16 protein-coding genes and 1 pseudogene are annotated in these 21,708 nt (G+C 55.6%); 15 read left to right on the forward strand and 2 right to left on the reverse strand.

Annotated elements, in window-relative coordinates; genetic code table 11:
- Window positions 1-8: 8 nt before the first annotated feature.
- Window positions 9-630, reverse strand: a pseudogene (locus GOW60_RS20320) (hypothetical protein).
- 292 nt (window positions 631-922) lie between these two features.
- On the opposite strand from GOW60_RS20320, the gene GOW60_RS20325 reads away from it, so the two are divergent.
- The 14 genes from GOW60_RS20325 (at window position 923) to GOW60_RS20390 (ending at window position 19,159) form a co-directional block, all read left to right on the forward strand.
- A complete protein-coding gene (locus GOW60_RS20325) occupies window positions 923-1,963 on the forward strand; it encodes a GlxA family transcriptional regulator (protein ID WP_171230709.1) in 1,041 nt (346 codons plus the stop codon).
- 82 nt (window positions 1,964-2,045) lie between these two features.
- A complete protein-coding gene (locus GOW60_RS20330) occupies window positions 2,046-3,185 on the forward strand; it encodes an SRPBCC family protein (protein WP_171230710.1) in 1,140 nt (379 codons plus the stop codon).
- Complete coding sequence (gene betC, locus GOW60_RS20335; protein ID WP_171230711.1) at window positions 3,182-4,711, forward strand: choline-sulfatase; 1,530 nt, start codon at window positions 3,182-3,184, stop codon at window positions 4,709-4,711. The genes GOW60_RS20330 and betC overlap by 4 nt, the downstream gene beginning before the upstream one ends.
- The gene (locus GOW60_RS20340; protein ID WP_152460175.1) at window positions 4,711-5,508 is read left to right on the forward strand and encodes an SDR family NAD(P)-dependent oxidoreductase; all 798 of its coding nucleotides are present in this window, start codon (window positions 4,711-4,713) and stop codon (window positions 5,506-5,508) included. Before betC ends, GOW60_RS20340 begins: the two co-directional genes overlap by 1 nt.
- A 148-nt stretch (window positions 5,509-5,656) precedes the next feature.
- Complete coding sequence (locus tag GOW60_RS20345; RefSeq protein WP_171205052.1) at window positions 5,657-6,589, forward strand: 3-keto-5-aminohexanoate cleavage protein; 933 nt, start codon at window positions 5,657-5,659, stop codon at window positions 6,587-6,589.
- Between the two features lie 15 nt (window positions 6,590-6,604).
- A complete protein-coding gene (locus GOW60_RS20350) occupies window positions 6,605-8,023 on the forward strand; it encodes an aminobutyraldehyde dehydrogenase (protein ID WP_171230712.1) in 1,419 nt (472 codons plus the stop codon).
- Window positions 8,023-8,757, forward strand: coding sequence for an SDR family NAD(P)-dependent oxidoreductase (locus tag GOW60_RS20355; protein WP_152460178.1), 735 nt, complete (start codon window positions 8,023-8,025; stop codon window positions 8,755-8,757). Before GOW60_RS20350 ends, GOW60_RS20355 begins: the two co-directional genes overlap by 1 nt.
- Window positions 8,757-9,701, forward strand: a complete 945-nt coding sequence (locus GOW60_RS20360; protein WP_171230713.1) for a 3-hydroxyacyl-CoA dehydrogenase NAD-binding domain-containing protein — start codon at window positions 8,757-8,759, stop codon at window positions 9,699-9,701. Before GOW60_RS20355 ends, GOW60_RS20360 begins: the two co-directional genes overlap by 1 nt.
- Before the next feature lie 165 nt (window positions 9,702-9,866).
- Window positions 9,867-10,031, forward strand: a complete 165-nt coding sequence (locus GOW60_RS20365; RefSeq protein ID WP_171230714.1) for a hypothetical protein — start codon at window positions 9,867-9,869, stop codon at window positions 10,029-10,031.
- Window positions 10,032-11,148: 1,117 nt separating this feature from the next.
- A complete protein-coding gene (locus GOW60_RS20370) occupies window positions 11,149-12,624 on the forward strand; it encodes an ATP-binding protein (RefSeq protein WP_171230715.1) in 1,476 nt (491 codons plus the stop codon).
- Window positions 12,611-15,352 (forward strand): Z1 domain-containing protein, encoded by a 2,742-nt coding sequence (locus GOW60_RS20375; RefSeq protein ID WP_171230716.1) that lies wholly within the window; start codon window positions 12,611-12,613, stop codon window positions 15,350-15,352. The genes GOW60_RS20370 and GOW60_RS20375 overlap by 14 nt, the downstream gene beginning before the upstream one ends.
- Window positions 15,345-16,337: a PD-(D/E)XK motif protein gene (locus GOW60_RS20380; protein WP_171230717.1), complete on the forward strand. Its 993-nt coding sequence runs from the start codon at window positions 15,345-15,347 to the stop codon at window positions 16,335-16,337. The genes GOW60_RS20375 and GOW60_RS20380 overlap by 8 nt, the downstream gene beginning before the upstream one ends.
- Entirely contained in the window at window positions 16,297-18,402 is a 2,106-nt protein-coding gene (locus GOW60_RS20385) for an AIPR family protein (RefSeq protein ID WP_171230718.1), read from the forward strand. The genes GOW60_RS20380 and GOW60_RS20385 overlap by 41 nt, the downstream gene beginning before the upstream one ends.
- A gap of 13 nt (window positions 18,403-18,415) precedes the next feature.
- Window positions 18,416-19,159: a hypothetical protein gene (locus GOW60_RS20390; RefSeq protein WP_171230719.1), complete on the forward strand. Its 744-nt coding sequence runs from the start codon at window positions 18,416-18,418 to the stop codon at window positions 19,157-19,159.
- A 225-nt stretch (window positions 19,160-19,384) separates the two neighbouring features.
- Here the strand turns inward: GOW60_RS20390 and GOW60_RS20395 are convergent, their stop codons facing one another.
- On the reverse strand, window positions 19,385-20,917 hold the full coding sequence (locus GOW60_RS20395) for a DNA cytosine methyltransferase (RefSeq protein ID WP_171230720.1): 1,533 nt from the start codon (window positions 20,915-20,917) through the stop codon (window positions 19,385-19,387).
- A 106-nt stretch (window positions 20,918-21,023) separates the two neighbouring features.
- Between GOW60_RS20395 and GOW60_RS20400 the strand changes: the two genes are divergently transcribed.
- A complete protein-coding gene (locus GOW60_RS20400; protein ID WP_371813401.1) occupies window positions 21,024-21,452 on the forward strand; it encodes a very short patch repair endonuclease in 429 nt (142 codons plus the stop codon).
- The last annotated feature ends 256 nt before the right edge of the window (window positions 21,453-21,708 follow it).

A 21,708-nucleotide genomic window follows, 5' to 3' on the forward strand; every position in this document is an offset into this window, starting at 1 on the left:
GGTTCGGTTTACGTTTGAGTAAAAGTGGTAGCGGCTTGGTTCTGAAACCTTCGGTTTCTGATTGTTTGCTTCTTGATCTCCACTCTTATGTTCAGGATTTCGGCGCCTCGGCCATGGTAGACGTCGGCGGGCGTCAAGTTGGCCGGGCTCTTGGGGTAACAGTAGTTGTTGTGATCGACAAAGGTGCCGATCTGTCGCTCAAAACCTCCGGGTAGGAAGTAAATTTCCAAGAGAACCCAGTGCTTCTTAGTTTGGTACCAACGCTCGAACTGGAGTGGGGTTTGTGTGTGGTGCGGCGCACCGTGCACGTGATCCGAGACAGTCCGCCAAATCACCCGCGGCGTATGTCGAGCCGTTTTCGCTGAGCAGCCTTGGCTCGTGTGCGACCATGACGTGATCTCAGTCCGAGGTCTCAGGGGCGGTCACCTACCGAGCCGTGTCGCCCGCAAGACGGGCTCTCCAAGCTTTCGGGAACTCCTTCGACCAGAAGTAATAAAAGCTTTCGGTAATGCCCTCGCGGAGACACAGCGCCGCAATGCGATCCTCAGCGCGCAGACCGGCCGGGACATTACCGACATTCTATTCGGCCCAGTAATGTTTGCGGGTCTTGCGTTTGATGTTCCTGACCAGCTTTTAATCTGCGTCTTTCTAAGTTCCGGATTTCTTTGTCATCTTGGCTTGCCAATAGGTTCAATGAACTCGAACCCCTCCGCTACACAGATCCCTAAATCTACCCGGTGGGTGCTTAAGTCAGACAGCCAAAATTGGAAGATCCTTCGTCGAAGTTCGAGGCGAAAGATAAGCTTGAGTCGCTGCAAGGCACGTTGCGCTTCGCGCCTGATTCAGCCTTGAGTTGGTCGTCGATTTTACTTGTCTGGCCGCACTGTCTACCGTTGAGAATGAACAGAAGGGAGTTGGCGACATGGTCGAGGGCGGCGGGCCGGACAGAACAACCGAACTGAGAATCGCTGTAACACCATTTTTCAACTTGGCGGCCACGATGTCATTTATCGATCCCTTTCGTGCCGCCAACTATCTCGAGGGAACAACACTGTTCCGATGGCAACTTGTGTCCGAGGCGGGCGGAATGGTGACGGCCAGCAATGGCGTTGAAGTCAACACTGCCAGGTTCTCAGAGGCTGGAATGAACAAAGCGGACATGCTTTTCGTCTCGTCAAGTTGGGAGCCGGAGCGCCATGTTTCTGCTGCGTTGCGCGCGAACCTCAGAAATGCCGCGAAACGTCAGGCAATCTTGGGCGGGCTAGATACAGGTGCCTTTATTCTGGCCCATGCCGGGTTGCTGGAAAACTATACGGCAACAGTCCATTACGAACATATAGATGCGTTTCAAGAATTGTTCCCCAAGACGGGCATCAGTGAAGCGCTTTGGGTTATTGATCGCCGTCGTGTGACTTGCAGTGGGGGTGCGGCTTCGCTCGATCTTGCCCTGCATCTGATCCAGCAGTCTCATGGTAGCGCTCTTGCAAATGCCGCTGCACGCTATGTGTTTGCCCCCCCGATACGCGCCCACGGGGCATTGCAGTACCCCGAGAATACCGAGCCTTTGGGCAACTCTGTTCCAACAAATGTGCGTGCCGCAATTCGTGTCATGGAGGCAAACCTTGAAACGCCACTCTCCATTGCGGAGGTTTGCAGGCATGTTGGGTTATCACATAGGCAACTTGATCGGCTCTTTGCGCAATGCGTGCGAAAAACGCCAGCACTTTACTACCGCGATATCCGCCTCGACCGGGCCCGCGGCCTTGTAACCCAAACTGACCTGACCATGTCGGAGATTGCCTTTGCGAGCGGATTTTCAAGCCAGGTCCACTTTAGTCGGGCCTACAAGGACCGCTTCGGTCTCCCGCCGAGCAAGGATCGTGTGCAGGGACGCATTCCATTCGAGTTCCGAGCATGGCCAATGCACCGCGCACCAAAGCCTAAGGCGAAAAAGGTTAAGTAGTCGGCGATTCATGGTAAGTCTTGTGGTTTGATCCGCGAAATGCTGGTGCAGTGAGTTCCTGATTCCAGTCGTGAGGACAGCCATGACGCAGTTTCCAGATCAAAATGCGTTCGAAGCAATCAAGTATGGCTTTGACCCAGATCCAAATCGTGCGCTTTCGTTGCGCAAAGAGGCTTACATTGACGCAAACTGGTTTGAGGTCGACCGTACGGAGATCCTTGCCAAGTCTTGGCAATGGGTTTGTCACGTCGAAAAGCTGCGTACGCCAGGGTCATACGTCGCCACACATATCGCGGGGCACCCAATCGCTGTCGTCAGGGATAGGGAAGGGGTCTTGCGCGCCTTCTACAACGTCTGCAAACACCGCGCCCATGAACTGTTGAGTGGCGAAGGCGAGACGACCCGTATCATGTGTCCCTACCATGCTTGGGTCTACAAGCTTGACGGTCAACTTGTCCGCGCACCTGAAACAGATCACCTTGAGGCCTTCACGCCACGCGATATCTGCCTGGATGCTGTTCAAGTGGAAGAGTTTGCCGGATTCGTTTTCGTCAATCTCGACACGCAAGCTGCCTCGCTGTCGGATCAATCCGGCGATCTGGAGACCGAAATCCGCCACTGGGCCCCTGATATCGAACAACTCACCTTCGGGAAAAGACTGACATACGATATCAAGTCGAATTGGAAGAATGTCGTCGACAACTTCCTTGAATGCTACCACTGCCCGACCGCCCACAAGGATTTTTGCGATCTTGTGGACATGGATACGTACAAGGTCACGACCTACGGTATTTATTCCAGCCACATGGCAGAGGCGGGGCAGAACGCCAACTCCGCCTACGACGTCTCCAACGCGACTGTAAAGACCCATGCGGTCTGGTGGCTGTGGCCCACAACTTGTCTGATGCGATACCCGGGCCGGTCCAGCATGATCGTGCTGAATGTCATTCCGGTCGGAGCAGATCGCACGTTGGAGACCTATGACTTTTTTCTTGAGACGCCCGAGCCTGATCCGATGGAAATCGACGCGATGCGCTATCTGGATGAAGTGCTTCAGGTTGAAGACATCAATCTGGTCGAAAGTGTACAGCGAGGAATGAAAACGCCGGCCTTTACGCAAGGTCGAATCGTGTCGGACCCTTCAGGATCCGGCAAATCCGAACATGCCGTTCATCACTTCCACGGGCTGGTACTTGATGCTTACGCAAAGGCCGCTCCATGACGCAACCGAATATTGTTGTGGTGATGGCCGATCAGTTGGCACCACATTTCATTGGTGCTTATGGGCATAAGGGCGCCAAAACCCCGCATATGGACAAACTCGCGGCACGCGGGATGCGATTTGACGCCGCTTATTGCAACTCGCCGCTCTGTGCGCCGTCGCGATTTGCTTTCATGTCCGGGCAATATGTCAGCCGAATTGCGGCTTATGACAACGCGTCGGAATTCCGTGCCAGCGTGCCTACATTTGCACACTACCTCAAGGCTCTGGGATATCGCACGTGCCTGTCAGGCAAGATGCACTTCGTCGGACCTGACCAGATGCATGGGTTTCAAGATCGGATTACGACCGATATCTATCCCGCCGATTTCGCTTGGACGCCGGACTGGGAAGCCCATGATGAGCGGATCGACAAGTGGTACCACAACATGCAGACCGTCAAGGAAAGCGGTGTGGCAATCGCGACATTCCAAACGGATTACGATGACGAGGTCGAGTTCGCAGCGCGCCGTTGGCTGATTGAGCGAGGACGGGATCACGCAGCCGGCGACGTCTCTCCGTTCTGCTTGGTGGCGAGTTTCATCCATCCTCACGATCCATATGTGGCGAAGCCAGAATTCTGGGATCTCTACGCCGATTACGAAGTCGACTTGCCGCAAGGCCTCTCTCTGGAAGAGCACGACCCGTTCTCACGCCGTGTGATGGATGGGATCGAAGCCTCCACTGTGCCGCTTTCGGATGAAGAAATCGGCCGCGCACGGCGCGCTTATCTGGCAAATGTGAGCTATTTCGACAGTAAAGTCGGCGCGATCGTCAAGGCGCTGGAAGAAACGGGTCAGATTGACAACACATTGATCATTGTGACAGCGGATCATGGAGACATGCTGGGTGAACGGGGTCTTTGGTACAAGATGACGTTCTTCGAACACTCTGCCCGTGTGCCCTTAATCTTCGCAGGCCCGGATGTGGCCGAAGGCACGGCGCCTCACGCGTGCTCTCTCGTCGACCTGCTTCCGACCTTCCTGGAGGTTGCCGGAGGGACACCCGACATGCTGGGCGAGCCAGTTGACGGTCGGTCCCTGATGCCCTTGACGCGTGGGGAGGATGCACCAGAGGACATTGCCATCGGCGAATACTGCGCAGAGATGACACCTTGGCCTGTCTTCATGATCCGGCGCGGGACACTGAAGTATATTCACTGCGATGTGGATCCACCGCAGCTCTATGACCTGTCTCGGGACCCGGATGAGCGTGTAAACTTGGCGGATGACCCGGCCTACAGTGATGCAGCCGCTGCCTTTGCATGCGAAGTCGCTGAGAGATGGGACAGCGAAAGGCTCCGGGCTGATGTTATGCGCACCCAGAAATCGAGGCGCGCGCTTCATGCCGCGATGGAGGCCGGGGCAAGCGAGCCATGGGATTACAACCCGCCGCGCGACGCCAGTCAGGAATATGTTCGCAATCACATGGATTGGACTGCGGCAGCCGCGCGCTATCGCTTTCCACCGATGGGGGAAACAAACTGATGGATATTCAAGACGGCAAGGTGGCCCTTGTGACGGGCGGACGGGGCGGCATCGGCCGTGCGATCGTGGATCGGCTGACCCGAGAAGGGGCCGTTGTCTACGCAGCCGATCTCAGTGAAAGCGGATCCGTGTCCAACCCAGCAGGGGCCGATAGCCATTTTCTCCGACTTGATGTCACCTCAGAACCCGAGGCCATTGCAGCTATGGAGAGGATAAAGACTGAGCACGGCAAACTCGATATTCTCGTGAACGCTGCGGGCATCGAGATCGAAAAAACAATTGAGGATACAAGCCTTGAAGAATGGAACCGCTCGTTTGCGGTGAACGTGACAGGCACATTCCTGACGTCCAAATATGCGCTACCTTTGATGCGCAAGGCGGCAAAGAGCGGCAGTTCTGCCTCTGTCATTAACTTCGGATCATATGACGGTTTCATCGCAGATCCGGGACTGGCGGCATATTGTGCAACGAAAGGTGCGGTTCATGCCCTGACCCGCGCGATGGCCTGCGATCACGGGCCCGAAGGCATCCGGGTCAACGCGATTTGCCCTGGCTACATCGACACACCGATGCTTCAAAGCTTTTTCACCGGCGACGGCTCGGGTGGCGGCGGCAAGACGATTGACCAGCTTCAGCAAGCTGTGCGCGATGTGCACCCGATGCGCACTTATGGAACGCCAGACGATATCGCAAACCTCGTGAACTGGCTCGCCAGCGATGAGGCCCGATATGCAAGCGGACAGCTTTGGGTGCTGGATGGAGGCCTTAGCGCTCAAGTCCAGCAGATGCGGCTATGAAATGCGCCGTCAACCCCAGGAAGGTCGCCGACAAGGGTGCTTTACGGCCACGCTATGCGCTTGGTGAACCCCCCGAGATTCACCTGATCTACCGACCCAAAGAGGTGCGTTACCATTTGCGCCGTGTTGTTTCGCAGGAGGCCCCGGAATGCCAAAATCCGTAATCATCACATGCGCACCGACCGGGGGCATCCACACCCCGACAATGAGCCCTCATCTGCCCATTACACCAACCGAGATCGCAACGGCCAGCATAGAAGCCGCCGAGGCCGGGGCCTCCATTATCCATTTGCATGCCCGCCATCCCGAGACCGGCAAACCCGATCCCAGGCCAGAATTGTTCCAGCAATTTATGCCTGTCATCAAACAATCCACAGATGCCGTGATCAACGTTTCAACCGGCGGTGGTCTTGGTATGTCCATGGACGAACGCATGTTGGCGGCCACGACAACAAGCCCCGAAATGGCATCCCTCAATGTGGGGTCGCTGAATTTCGGAATCTTCCCGATGCTTCAGAAATACACCGAGTTTCAGCATGATTGGGAACGCCCTTTCCTCGAAATGACCGAGGATTTCATCTTTCCCAACACGTTCGGGACAATTCGCTACGCCATCGAAAAGCTTGGGGGTGAACATGGCACACGGTTCGAATTCGAGTGCTACGATCTTGGTCATCTCTACAATGTAAAATGGTTCGTTGATCAGGGTCTGATCAAGCCACCGTTTTTTATTCAGATGGTGTTCGGAATCCTCGGCGGTGTGGGCGCTGATCTCGACAACCTGATGCACATGCACACCATAGCCGACCGGCTGTTCGGGCCGGAAAACTACGAATGGTCGGTGCTGGCCGCGGGGCGCCATCAGATGCCCTTTGCGACTCAGGCGGCCCTGTTGGGGGGCAACCTTCGTGTGGGGCTCGAAGACAGCCTGTTTATCGGCAAGGGCGAACTGGCGACATCCAATGCCCAGCAGGTCCGGAAAATTCGAGACATCGTGGAAAACCTCGGGCTTGAGGTTGCAACACCTGCGGAAGCCAGAGAGCGGCTCGCGCTCAAGGGCGCGGACCGGGTGAATTTCTGATAGAAGGGTACAGGTATGCAAGGCAAATTGCTTATCAATGGGGAGATGGTGGAAGGGGAGGGTGAGGCCCTGGCCATTTTGAATCCCGCGACTGGAGAGAAGATTGGTCAGGTCGCAGAGGCCAGTTCGGACCAGGTAGAGGCCGCAGTAAGGTCATCTGAAGAGGCGTTCGAAACCTTCCGACATGTCCCACCGGCCGAACGGGCTGCGCTGCTGATGCAAATCGCCGATATTATCGAAGCCAATCAGGACGAGTTGGCGGAGCTTGAAAGTCTTGATGTCGGCAAACCCTGGCCATCGGCACGCGATGATGAGTTCCCTCTTACCATCGACACATTCCGCTTCTTTGCAGGGGCGGCCCGGACCATGACGGGATCGGCCGCGGGCGAGTATGTAGCAGGCCACACAAGCATGATCCGCCGCGACCCCGTTGGCCCCGTGGCGGCGATTGCCCCTTGGAATTATCCGTTGATGATGGCCGCCTGGAAACTTGCAGCCCCTCTTGCAGCCGGCTGTACAGTTGTTCTGAAGCCTTCCGAGATCACACCTTTGTCCACGCTGCGCCTTGCTGAACTTTTGCACGACGTCTTGTCCAAAGGGGTGCTGAATGTGATTCACGGGCGTGGTCCCACGATCGGGGATCAATTGATCAACAGCCCTCAAATGGAAGCGATCACCGTCACGGGGTCTCCGGCCACCGGCATGGCCGCCATGCGCGCCGCCAGCGAGCAAATCCGCCATGTGCATCTGGAACTGGGTGGCAAGGCCCCCGTCATTGTTTTTGATGATGCCGACCTGGGCGCTGTGGCCGAAACGATCCGCTATGGGAGCTTTTTCAATGCCGGGCAGGATTGTGCGCAACCGTGCCGGATCCTGGTCCAGGACAGTGTGTATGAAAAATTCGCCGCCATGGTCGAAGCGCAAGTAAAAGAAATTAAAGTTGGCGCGCCCAAGGCTGAGGGCACCGAAATGGGTCCGATGGTTTCCGCAGCTCAGCACGACCGCGTTTCCGCCTTTGTCGACCGCGCACGCCCTGGATGCGAGATCGTCACAGGTGGCGCAAGCGGAGATGGAAACGGGTTCTTCTATCAACCGACGGTGTTAGCAAACGTCGACAATTCAGCAGAGATCGCAACGGATGAGGTCTTTGGGCCCGTTGTGACGCTTTCCCGTTTCTCGGACGCGGATCATGCCGTAAAAGTGGCGAATTCAGGTCGATACGGACTGGCATCCTCGGTCTGGACGACTGACGTGGGACGGGCAATGTCGATTTCATCTCGCCTGCGCTACGGGTTCACATGGGTCAATACGCATGGTGTCGGCACACCTGAAATGCCTTGGGCCGCGATGAAAGGCTCCGGCACGGGCTGTGATATGAGCGTCTATGCGCTCGACGCCTATACGTCGATCCGTCATGTGATGGTGGCGCACTGATGCGGCTTGCAGGAAAAAAAGCGTTTGTTACTGGCGGGCGCCAGGGAATTGGACGCGCCATCGTCGGTGCTTTCCTGAAGGAAGGCGCCGAGGTGGTGACCTGCGGGCGGGGTGGAGCCCCTGACGGCCTGCCCTGTGAATGGCACGATCTGGACGTCAGTGATCCGGTGAACGTCCAAATGGTAGCCGAGGCTGTGGGTGCGTTGGACATTCTCGTCAACAATGCCGGGGTCCAGGTGGAAAAGTCAGTGACGGAAAGCACCGACGCGGATTGGGATCTAGTGATCGGCGCCAACTGTCGAGGGGTGTTCAACTGCTGCCGTGCCTTTATTCCGACTATGAAATCCGGCGGGAGCATCATCAATATCGGCTCAATCTCTGGCAAGGTCGCGGACCCTTCGATGGCTCTCTACAATGCGTCCAAAGCTTTCGTGCATGGGCTCACGCGATCTATCGCCGTGGATCATGGCCCAAGCCTGCGGTGCAATGCGATTTGTCCGGGATGGATCAATACCGGCATGCTTGAGGCCGCGTTCGAACTTGCAAAGGATCCTGTCGCAGCAAGGCAAGACGCACTGGCCCGTCATCCCGTTCGTCGGTTTGGCGAGCCGGATGATATTGCATCCATGGCTGTCTGGCTCGCCTCTGACGAGGCAAGCTTCGCAACCGGTCAGTTCTTTACCGTCGACGGGGGCATGACGGCCGCGTCGCCACTCAACCCCGGAGTGTTCTGATGTCGGGGATCTCACATACTGCAATTCTTGGTGCTGGCGTTATTGGTGCAAGCTGGGCTGCGCTGTTTCTCGCGGCTGGTCGATCAGTTACTGTCTATGACCCGGCACCAAACTCTGAAGAGCAAACCCGCGCTTTCATTGAAACAGCTTGGCCCACGCTTGAAGAACTCGGCCTGACCGACAGAGCCTCTCCGAACGCATTGGCGTTTGCAGAAACAGCAGCATCTGCGGTCGATGGTGCGGACTTCGTGCAGGAGAATGTTCCAGAAAGAGAAGCGATCAAACACGCACTCTATTCTGAAGTCGAACCAGCCCTGAGCGAGGATGCGATCGTTTCCAGTTCCACATCAGGCATGACACTGGCGGCTTTGCAAGCTGGCTGGCAAGACCCCGCGCCTTTCATCCTCGGACACCCGTTCAACCCGCCTCATCTGATCCCGTTGGTGGAGCTCACCGCGAACGCGCAAACAGGTGATGGCGTTCTCGAACGAGCCGAAGCGTTTTATCACGACATAGGCAAGGTCACGATCCGCATCAGGAAAGGCATGCCTGGCCATGTGGCGAACCGCCTTCAGGCAGCCGTCTGGCGCGAAGCGGTCTATATGGCTGTCGAGGGCGTTGCTTCGGTCGAAGACATTGACAAGGCCATGTGGGCGGGCCCCGGTCTGCGATGGGCGGCGATGGGGCCGACGATGTTGTTCAATCTAGGCGCGGGAGAGGGCGGTCTGCGCGCCTTTTGCGATCACTTCCGGGATACGTTTAACGGATGGTGGGACGGGTTGGGTCAGCCATACTTGAACGACGACGTTATCGAAACGTTGGTTCAGGGCATAAACGAAGAAGCAAACGGTCGATCCCCGCAGACACTCGCGGCCGAGCGAGATGCGCTTATTGTTGCCATGCAAAAATCCCTCAAAAGCATTCGACTAGAAACGAACACTTGAACGCTGCGCATTCGTGACAGCGCATTGAGGAGGCACCACCGGCCGAATTTCGGAGCTCTGGCTGCGCAGTGTGTCGACAATCCGTTCCGCCGTGGCCGCGCCAAAGCCCTGTTGTAGCCCTGTGATGAGGTTACTTTCGCGGGCGGCAAAGGGTTGGAACATCGAATGTACTACAAAGTTGGTGTTTTTGATTGTCTGGGTCTCTTCCTCGATCCAAACGTGCTGGATCTTCCGTCCGTCGCCTTCGGCGATTTTTTTAGCTTGGGCATGCGCGGCATGACCCCGGAAAACGCCACTGCCTTTTCTGCGATCTTGCGCGAAACCCCGTAGAATTTCTACCGTTCCTAAAGCCTGGATGCGCCCAAGAAAGCTGCGGTTACTAGGGGCTAGAAGATATCAGGGTCCCCTGCTGTGGTAGATTTCTGCCGGTTGGGATGAATTGAGCAAAAACAACCCGCGAAACGTTGCGGGAATCGTTGCGGGAAATACGCTGAAAGCAAAAAAGCACCCTTGGGCGCCTTGTTTTATTGGTCGGAGTGAGAGGATTCGAACCTCCGACCCCTGCCTCCCGAAGACAGTGCTCTACCATTCCGGCAAGCAATTCTCGCCCTCTTGTCTGTCAATTCACGTTGGCATGGCAGCTAAGCAAGCCCCTTGTTTCATTGACGAAACGAGGATCGCACGCCCATCAACTGAACACAATGGGTATTGTTGTGCCAGGCGCCACTCGCTGCGAGGTCGAGTGACAAGAGTGACGCTAGAGTGACGAGCGAGTGACAAGATGCTGGACGGATCGATAGTCAATTGTCCCTCTGAGCCTACTCATGAGGGTCAGGCGTTTACATTTTGAACCACCATCCCGACCGAGTCTGACACCCACCCACCAAGTCGTGCCCCCCCGCCGAAAAACAAAACCCGGCCCGTTACCACGCAACCCAGTCGACGGGATGTCGCACGCACCCCGTGGTTCGGCTGCCAGTCCGCCCGCGGATGAATGCAGATACGCACCGAGCACAAGCAGACCTCAAGGCAATGCACTGTGCCCCCCGACCCCAAGCCATGATTGCGACTCGCCCTTTTGGCGCGATCAGATCAAGCCACACCGATCCCTCGGTGCGCGTCAGTCTGTGCTCGTGAGAGTCTCAAGATCACGCCAACAGGTGATCCACCAAGCGGCATCCCGAGCTGACCGTCAGATTTCGGCACGGATTGTCCAAAAAAAGCATGAATCTGGCAGCTTTTCCAAAGTATTTCGCACAAGGAGCCACCATCTCCATTGCAGCCGAGGGACCCCGGCGCAACACTTGAACATGGGTCTGTCATTGCAATCCTTGGGCGAAAGGCGGAAACATTGCTGGCAAACGGAAAAGCGCACTCCTCCGATTTTGAGCCGACACGGATTGTTGGCATCGGGTCTAAGGTATCGTCAAGCCAAGAGAGCAGACAGATGGACTTTGTTCACAATCCTCCCGACGCCTCGGCCCTGATGATGTCTGCGCGTAGTTTTGGAAACTACGACCTCGCGGCTGCCCTCGCCGACCTTATTGACAACAGCATTACCGCAAAGGCCAAGAGGATCGAGATCCGTTGCCTGTTCAATGATGGAGATCCCGAGGTCCGAGTCATCGATGACGGGTTGGGAATGGATGAGGCTGCACTGCACCTGGCGATGCGGCCGGCCAGCTCGAATCCTATTGCGGATAGATCGCCCGACGATCTCGGGCGGTTTGGTTGGGGAATGAAGTCTGCTTCCTTCTCTCAATGCAAGCGCCTGACAGTTATCTCAAACACCGCTGCCGGAACCTTTGGTGCGCGCTGGGATCTCGACGATATCGACGAATTTCGAATGGGTGTCCTTTCGGACCTTGACCTCTCTGAGACCAGTTCGACGGAAATAACGGAGCGGTTCGGCACAGAGATCATTTGGCAAAACTGCGACCGTCTCTCGGAAGCTGGGCAGATCTCGCATCAGCATTTCAACCAAGTCGTGAGTCATGCCCGCAGCAGGCTTGCACTGATCTTCCACAAGTTCCTTTCCGGCGAAGTGCATGGGAAGAAACTTGCCATCCGCATGAACGGAACGCCGATCGAGGCTGCGGATCCTTTCTACCGGGCGCACAATGCAACTCAGGCGATCCCTGTCGAACCGCTCAAGGTGGGTGACCAGAACGTGGAAATCTCACCGTTCATCCTGCCGCACTTCTCGAAGCTCAAACTCACCGATCACGAGAGACTTGGTGGTGAAGAGGGATTTCTGCGCAACCAGGGTTTCTACGTTTACCGCAATCACCGTCTGATCATCCATGGGACGTGGTTCCGGCTCGCCAAGTACGGCGAACTATCGCAGCTTGTTCGAATCGGCGTCGACATACCAAACACGCTCGACGACATGTGGAAGATAACAATCGACAAGTCAGACGCACAGCTTCCGGCCGCACTACGAAACCGATTGAAGCAGATCGTCGATGGTCTCAAGGGAAAGTCTTCGAGGGTCTTCCGGAGCAAGGGTGGAAAAATCGATCAGCCCGGCACGGTCAGCGTCTGGAACCGATACGCCCGCCAAGGAGAGGTTAGGTACGAAATCAACCGCGAACACCCGTTGATCTCTCAGTTGTTGAAGACTGTCGATGGGGAGGGACAGGATTTTGCGCGAGCTGCAATCAAGGCAATCGAGCAGACGTTTCCAGTCGCTGCATTCGGGAACGATGCCGTAAAAGACATGGACAGCCTCAACCAGACCGAGGCCGACCCCGGGCGCTTCATAGAGCTTCTGGAGGCTGCGGTTCCCAGCATGCTCATTGAGGCCGACGGAAGCTTCAACGACTTGGCCGAGCTACTTCGGAGTACCGATCCGTTCGCCTCCAACTGGCCCCTTGTGCAGAGTTATCTTGAGAAGAAAGGCTGGTTCGATGAACAACCTTAATGCGGAATTGGCCTACTTCCGGCAAAAGATCGATGCTGATTTCGCGGAACATCTCGCGTACGGCAAGCCTCTACCAAGTGGCACCATAAACGCCGTTGTGCTCGAAAGCCCATTTGCCAACGTACTCGCAAAGAAGAAGCTCGAAGAGCTCGTCAAGGAGCTGGAAGCGAGCTACTCGGTTCTCCAAAGAAATGGTGCGACAGTCTCTACGCAGTTCCGCGAATGGCTTCCGAGGCGACAGAAGGACATCAATTTCTTTTACTGGGAGCGCCTCAAGAGGTACTACCTCGATCGCGGAATGCTTCCGCCACAAGTGGTGGCTACTCTCGACAGAGTGTCCAACGAGGTTCTCGGATATTGCGGTGACCCGGCAGAATCTGATCCGTGGAACCGGCGCGGCATGGTCATAGGACATGTTCAGTCAGGCAAGACCACCAACTATTCCGCGCTCATCTGCAAGGCGGCCGATGCAGGCTACAAGATAGTTATCCTGCTCGCTGGGCTAACCAATACTCTTCGATCCCAAACACAAGAGCGTCTGGACGAATACTTCATTGGTCGGAAATCGGTGTTTGGGCAGGTGGTGACCGAGCCGATGCCAATCGTTCAGTATGCATCAGAGAAACGGTTTCCTGCTCGCGGTACCTCGCGGGACAAGGATTTCCGAACAGAAGCTGCTTCTACCTACGGTGTAAGCCTCTCTGCCCTGAACGAACCAATCATCTTCGTTGTGAAGAAGAACCTTACGACACTTCGCCTGCTGCGCGATTGGCTGAGTCATGAAAACCACGGCGAAAGTATCAGCGAGCCACTCTTGTTGATCGACGACGAGGCCGACAATGCTTCGGTGAACACGCAGAAGGATCCTGGACGCGTGACCGCAATCAACGGTGTGATGCGAGAAGTACTCTCTTTGTTCGATCGATCATCCTATGTGGGCTATACAGCCACGCCGTTTGCCAACATCTTTATCGATCCCGAAACTGAGCACTCGATGCTCGGTGACGATCTCTTCCCTAGGGACTTCATCAAGGCACTGGATCCTCCATCCAATTACGTGGGTGCGACACGGGTCTTCGACGAAGACGGCGATCTTCATGACCCAATGGTGCGGATAGTCGGAGATTATCGCGACATCTTGCCATTGAAGCACAAGCGTCACGAGGCGCCAGATGTCCTGCCGCCATCTCTCCTTCGCGCGATCCGTGTCTTCGTTCTGACGAGGGCGCTTCGGATCCTCCGAGGCGACGGTTCAAAGCACTGTACCATGATGATCAATGTGAGTCGCTTCAACGACATTCAGGAAGCGGTTCAGGGTCTCGCGTATAAGTATCTTGAAGATCTCAAGTCTGCGGTATCCGTCAGTGCCGGGCTGGGCGATGACGCCCTGAAGGACCCCGTAATCCAAGATCTTTGCGAGGACTTTGAAAACGAGTTTTCGGGAACTGAATTCACGTTTGATGAGGTGCTCGGAGTACTGCATGGCGGTCTCAAATCGATCGTGACCGCAACCGTCAACATGAGAGGAGGCGGCCTCGACTACTCCAACTACAAAGATGAAGGCCTGCATGTGATTGCAATCGGCGGGTTGGCTCTCTCGAGAGGTCTCACATTGGAGGGCCTCACTGTCTCCTACATCCTTCGAAACACGGCCGCTTCCGACACGCTGATGCAGATGGCTCGCTGGTTCGGTTACCGGCCCGGATACGAGGATCTCTGTCGCGTCTACCTGCCGGAAGTGTCGTATGAACACTACCTCTACATAAACGAAGCCATCGAAGAGCTTCGGAGCGAAGTAAAGCGAATGCAGGAGATCAAGGCCACGCCCTCCGACTTCGGCTTGAGGGTGCGCCAAAGCCCGACCGCGATCCGTATAACTGCCGCCAACAAGATGCGTTCGGCCAAGACCATGACAATCGCGCAAGACTACTCCGGTCGGCACGTCGAGGGTCACGTCCTCTTCAATGACCGCGATATCAATAGGTCCAATGTCGAGTTGTTGCGGAACTTCCTGAGCGGACTGGGAGAACCGGAACGCAAGCCCGCCGGCAAATCGGGAAAGACTATGCCATCTGCGGGTTGGCAAGGGATACCCGGGCAGGAAATTCTACGCCTGATGAGTTCGTTCCAGTTTCCTGCACAGCACGGGGATCTCTCGAGGATCAGTGGGGACTCTTCCCTCCTCGCGGACTATGTCCGAGACAGGCTCGACGAGAAACTCGGCGAGTGGGACGTGGCAATTCCGGGTCGCAGCGCCCGAAAGGCAAATTCTTGCAAGGACCCCTTCAGTCTCGGCATCTCGATCCGGGAAAGAGAAAAGGGGCATGCCCGTGGAAACACCTATCGTGTGTACGGGGGGAGGAACCGCGTGGCTGACCCAGCAGATGCAAAACTCTTTCTCACCCAAGAGCAAATCTCAGCCGCCGAACAGGCCGGTAATCACAAAGGCGACACGAAGTACTGCATGGAAAGAGATAGGCCGCTGCTCCTAATTCACGTGTTCAGCACAAATGGAGAACTTGCAGAGCTAAGGGACGGAGAACCGCCGCACGATAAGCTCGATCTGACCGATCCCGTTGTTTCGCTGAGCTTCTGCCTCCCGGGTACCTCCAAAGAACCTGTGACCCGGACCTACCAGGTCAACCAGGTCTACCGGAAGCAACTTGACCTGCTCTCCGCGGAACCCGACGACGACGAAGACGCGATTGCGGAGGGTGACTATGTCTGATCCCTGGTCCGACATCGCCCGGCCGGATCATCCCGGGTACAATTCAGAGATGCGCGCTGATCCCAAGCATCCGCTCGCGTTCTTTCGAGGTAGGGATTTCTACGGACGGTACGTCTTCTCCATCGAGGGACAAGTTTCCGTCGACGATGTACCGACGCTTCCCGAATTCTCCGAGATCGACGTCGGCGTTGTTCGGACTGGGCAAGCAGATTGCCGGCTATCGCTTACTCTCAAGGATCCAGATCAGAAGGACGTGTTCGGCGCGCTCTGTCGAAATCTCCTTGACGCGACGAGGCAGCTCGGAGATGGCGAAAGCGGTCGCGGGATCATCATCGTCGCAAACCGCCTGATCCGTTGGTTCGAGCTGCTTCGCAGAAGGCGCGACAAGCTCCTGTCAAGGAACCAGATTATCGGTCTGGTCGGAGAGCTTCTCTTCCTCAGGGACTATGCACTCGAAAGACTCCACCCGGTTGATGCAGTGAATTCCTGGCGTGGACCATATGGAGACGAACAGGACTTCGTTGTCGGTACGCAGATTGTCGAGGTCAAGACCCAGCTGAGTACTGCCGACAAGCGATTGAAGATCTCTTCGGCGGAACAACTGGATACTCGTTCCTGTTCGATAACGGTGGTGCATCAGATCGTAAGTCCGGCCGATAGCGCCGGAAGTCCTAAATGTACACTGAATGAGCTGGTCGCCGAGATAGCGCAGGTACTTGGAACGCGGTCGCCAGAAGCCGTTGATCTTTTTGGTGCAGCTCTTGTGGAAGCTGGGTGGATCGAACGGCCGGAATACGATGAAACCGCATGGTCTTCTGTTGGAAGATCCTTTTATGACATCCGTCCTGGGTTCCCGAGGATCACACCCGAAAAACTCCCCCAAGGAGTGACTGGTGTATCGTATGCCGTCGAAGTCGCGGCGTGCGGGCCTTTCGAACTGGGACATGAAGAAGCCTTGGGAAAAATTTACGATGGAACAGAGTGAGTTCGAAGCGACATACACCGAGCTTCGTGAAGACATCCTTCGCGAAGCAGAGGTATCTGGCGAAGCGCAGGAGACCGTGTTTTTCGAATACTTCTCCGAAGTAGCGTCCGAGAATGGCGATTGCGGGGATCTTACCTATGCACCCGCGCGGAGAGATGGACGCGGTGGCTATCGGATAGACGGTTTTGCCCTGGATCTGGACAGAGGCGAGCTCCACCTTGCGGTCTGCGACTTCAGGGGCAGCGACACTCCAGAAACGATCAATGCCGAAGCAGTCGCCAGGTCATTCCTGCAAGTGCAGCGCTTTGTCGAGCAAGCGATGCAGGCGGAATTTCTGAACAGCCTTGAGGAAACAAGTCCTGCATTTCAGGCTGCGTATCCAATCCACGTGAACAGGACGAGGATCAAGAGGATCCGCGCCGTTCTGTTTACCAACGCAAGGATCTCGATGAGAAGGTCTGTCGAGGCAAGCACGGTTCTCGAGCGCCCGATCACCTACAACCTTTTTGACTTCGGCAGATACGCCGAGATCCTGAAATCACACGGTGGTCCAGAACCGATTGAGATCGATATTGCAGATCTGAACGGGGCGCCCTTGCCTTGCCTCAAGGCCCATGTGGGCGGCAGTGAATACCAGTCGTATCTGGTTGTCATGCCGGGTGAGCTGCTCGCATCAATCTACGGTTTGTACGGCGCTCGGCTTCTTGAGCAGAACGTACGGACATTTCTCCAGGCGAGGACCAAGGTCAACAAAGGGATTATCCAGACCATTGAAAAGTCTCCTGAGATGTTCTTCGCCTTCAACAATGGTTTGACGGCGACGGCACGAGACGTCGAGCTTTCGCAGCTTGATGACGGAACTCTCGGCATCAGGTCCATCAAGGATCTGCAGATTGTTAACGGGGGACAAACTACGGCTTCAATTCTCTATTCGAAGGATAGAAATGACAGCGATCTGGGTTCTGTCTTTGTGCAGATGAAACTCTCTGTCGTCGAGCCGAACAGCATCGAGGAGGTGGTTCCGCAGATCTCGCGCTTTGCGAATACTCAGAACCGTATCAGCGAAACCGACTTCTTCTCCAGCCATCCGTTTCATGTCGAACTCGAGAAGATATCGCGACGCGTGTCAGCACCACCGAAAGCCGGTTCTCTTGCCTCAACCAAGTGGTTCTACGAACGTGCCCGTGGCCAATACAAGGACCGGCTGGCCTATGGAAATGCATCGTCTCGCAAGAAATTCGAGGCCGAGTTCCCCAAGGACCAGACCCTTCAGAAAACCGATCTGGCAAAGTACCAGGCAACGTTCGATTGCAAACCGCATGTCGTAAGCACCGGGGCACAGAAGTGTTTCCTGTCATTTGCCGAAGGTGTCGGAAAGTCCTGGGATGCAAACCCGGATCGGTTCAACGACGATTACTTCAAGAGGGCTATCGCCAAGGCGATTGTATTCCGCTGGACCGACCGCATGGTTGGCCTCTCCGACTGGTACAAGCAGGATCGCGGATACAAGGCAAACATCGTTACATATACAGTGGCTTGGCTGGTGAACCACTTGGCCTCCAAGCACTCGAGCCAGATCGATCTCGTACAGGTATGGAAGTCGCAGAGTGTCGGAGATGATCTCCGAATGGCGCTGGAGGACATCGCCCCTCAGATCGCCCAATTGCTGAAATCCCCGCCCGAGGAAGTCCGCAACATCAGTGAGTATGCCAAGCAACAAGCCTGTTGGGCGCGGGTCAAATCTGCCGAACTGACGGTACCAGAGGATGTGTCCGTGTTTTCCGTGCTTGAGCAAGAGGTAAAGAGCGAAGCAAAGTCAGCTGTTGCCGCGAAACGAACCGACCGTTCGATCGAGTTCGAGTCGCTCCTGATGCAACTCATGGGCCGCGCAGGTGAAGTCGAAACACTTGCCAAGAGACATCGTATTCTGTCGCCCAAGTCCTCGGCGGCATTGCGGAAGATCGGAAGAGGCTCGCCCCTGGGACGATCAGATCTGCGTTCGATGGAGCAACTCGACAAACGTCTGCGGGAACTTGGACATGACCTGTCTGAATACGCGCTATAGGGTTTGAATTTCCATGCCCGACGAACGTTCCGACATGCTAGTCTATGACATGATAGAGTACGCCCAGGGTGCCACCGAAACAGGCGAACGAGTGGTACCGTTTCCGTCCAAGTGGACTGAATTTGCAAGAATCTGTGGTATCCGAAATGGGGCTACGGCACTTGCTCCGTTCATTCTAGGCGGGTGGCTGATGGATGATCTATCCAAGCGCGCTCGACTGTACGAACAAATCCGCTATGCAGCATTTGGGAGCGGAACACTTCAGCAAGCAAGTCGGTTCCTCCGGTCGTTGTCGAGTGACGAATGGTATTGTGGCCCACGTCCTCCCGAGATGACGCGTGATAGTGATGCGAGCGTCCATGTAATGAGTACTGAAGTCACTGGTGGTGCATTGCTGCAGGCTTTGAACGCCTCGGCAGATGTGTCTTGGCCGCGGGCTGTAAGTGAAAACTCGACCCAGTTAAGGCCGCTGAATGACTTGTTCTTTGGTCGCGACCTTAGATTCTTTGAACGAATTCCGGCACATCGTGCTGCGATTATTGTTGATCAGCTTTCTAAGCTAAGCGCAGTCACGATAGATCGCCACCGAAGAGCATTAATGTGGTGCTTGTTCACCATTTGGGAAAAGACAGAAGAAAACGGCATGCGCCATCTAAAATTCAATGGCTTTCAAAACGCGCCGATTGGACAGCTTCTTCGCGATATGGAAATGCACCATAAATCAAAACTAGGCCAATCGTCAGAATCAGCGCATTGAAGTGTCCGTATCTTCCGGCCGCTACAACGATCAAACAATCAATGCCAACCCGTGATCGAAGCTGCCAACGCAGCTTGCCTTGCGCTTGAAGAGCAGGAACGAGAGCCAGGTCATCATGGACGAGTCAGGAGCGGACTCCCTGATTTTTTGAGGGGATGCATTCTTCAATATGAATGGGATACTGACCCGAGTTCAATGTGCCAAGATATGAATTCAAGCGGATGTTTACGTGAGCACAGTATTTATTAGCGCTGCAATCTTCTGCGCAAGGAAGGGAGGAACTGCATTGCCTACCTGGACGTATTGCTGTGTTCGATTTCCAAGAAACAGATAGTCGTCAGGAAACGTCTGCAGGCGTGCGGCTTCGCGCACCGTCAAGCTTCGGCATTGTATCGGATCGGGGTGAATGAAGTAGTGACCGTCTTTCGAGATGTGGCTTGTGATCGTCGTCGCTGCCTGGTCAGCCAGTTGCACTCTAAAGCGATCGTTGAAGGCACCTGTCGACCAACTGCGATGATCCGGGCTAATTGCGGAGGGAAAGTCGGCAGCCTTCGGGCTGTAACCGCGGACGCTACCGAACACGGATGCGTACAGGTATCGGCCAAGGTCCGACGTCATGTGCCCACGGGTTTCGTGTTGTGAAACCGCGCGCAATTCGGGTCGTTCCAACCAGCGAAGCAGTTCATCATTCGATGCGCCGTAACCTTCAGGAAGACTGGAGCTCGACCTGTTTGCTGGGGCTGTCTTCTTGAGTTCCCTTGCAACTGTAGTGAACGCCTTGCGCAGCGAACCATTTTCCTTCCCGGTATGCAGGCCGGCCAGTTGCCTTGCGGCATCCACCACATCCCGTCGCCACGTCTTCGGGTCGTCCATCCCGCGACTAATGCCACTACGAAGGGAGGGCATCGTGCCGATTACGTCACTTACGGTTCGATCTAAGCTCCTGATTGGGATTAAGGCGTCGGTCGCCCCGCTTGCCAAATCCGAACGGATTCCGATGATGATGACACGGTGGCGTCTCTGCGGAATCCCGAACTTCTCTGCGCGTACGATGAAATCCGAAGGCAGCGCTGCCTGCTTCAATGCGACAACCCCGTCATCAATCTTTATCGCAAAGAGCTCATATTGATGTCCGCGACCTGTACCCAAGGAAGACAGGTCTTCCATCAACATTTCGAACACCAAACGGCTTTCGACCGTTGAGGAAAGCATTCCCTTCACGTTCTCCATCACGAATGCGGCGGGGCGAAGCTTGTTCAGAACACGAATGTACTCGCGGAAGAGATAGTGTCGCTCATCTTCCTCCGGCACGTAACCCACCTTACCTTTCGATCGAGCCCGTCCCACCAAAGAATAGGCTTGGCATGGCGGACCGCCGATCAGGATGGTGTCGTCGTACTTCGCCTTCAGTTCGCGAATGGCGCCATCGATCGCGTTGGCTGCAGCATCCGTACCGAGCTCAAGCGCACGAGCTTCCGTCTCCGCAGCTCGCCACGCTTCGGCATCGACGTTCTTCCAATCAGGCTCGAGGCTGTCCCCTGAATGAAAATCGATGAACTCGTTGGGAAGATAGCCATGACGTTCATGGTATTCACGCAAGAACGCGCGAAGTCTGAGTGTCCAATGGGCCGAAGTCTCCTTCTCCACCGAGATACCGATACGGAATGGTGCATGGCCGCGCTCAGCAAGAGACGCAAATCCCTCGCCAAGCCCTCCCGGACCAGCAAACAGATCGACGATTCCGAAAGTGGCTGGCAATTCAGGCTCCTGACGACAAACAATCAGTCGGTGTATACAAGGTTCATAGATGAAGGCCAGTCCGAACGTGGTTGATGTTGTAGACAAGTCTACCCGCTCCCGAATGATGTCGGGGATCAAGGGAAAGAACACAAAGCCCGAGCTCGTTCTCAGGCGAGCCCTGCACGCGCGCGGTTTTCGTTATCGGCTGCACTCCAGCAAGGTTTACGGTCGGCCAGATATCGTCCTCCCCAAGTACAATTCGGTAATCTTTGTGCATGGTTGTTTTTGGCATCGGCATGAGGGATGTCGTTATGCCACCACACCATCGACGCGCGTGGAATTCTGGCAGGCCAAGTTCAACGCCAACCTAGCTAGAGACAGAACCGCACTCAGCATGCTGCTGAAGGATGGTTGGCGAGTCGCAACGGTTTGGGAATGTGCACTGCGAAGATCAGATCAAGTCGATCTGGTCGCACAGAAACTAGCTGCTTGGCTGACGGGAGACAAACAACGACTTGAACTCGACGGTCCGACCGTGACAATAAGCTGCTGACGCCGAAACGATCATGCCTACAAGAACCTCGACATAGCTGTACAACCGTGGAGACCGGAAAGAAGGCGCACGGCCCGGGAATCCAAAACTTCAACTATTCCTTGGACGCTTGGAACAGTTTCGCGGAACGAGTGGTTTCCAATGGCCGAGAAGCGATCCCACTGAGCAGCCTCAACTGACTGGTCCAAGTTGATTGTTAGTGCATCATCGGCCTGTGATCCATCGGGATGATGGTTTCGGGCGCTGGCGGGCGGTA

Source organism: Ruegeria sp. HKCCA4008 (assembly GCF_013033125.1).
GTDB lineage: Bacteria > Pseudomonadota > Alphaproteobacteria > Rhodobacterales > Rhodobacteraceae > Ruegeria.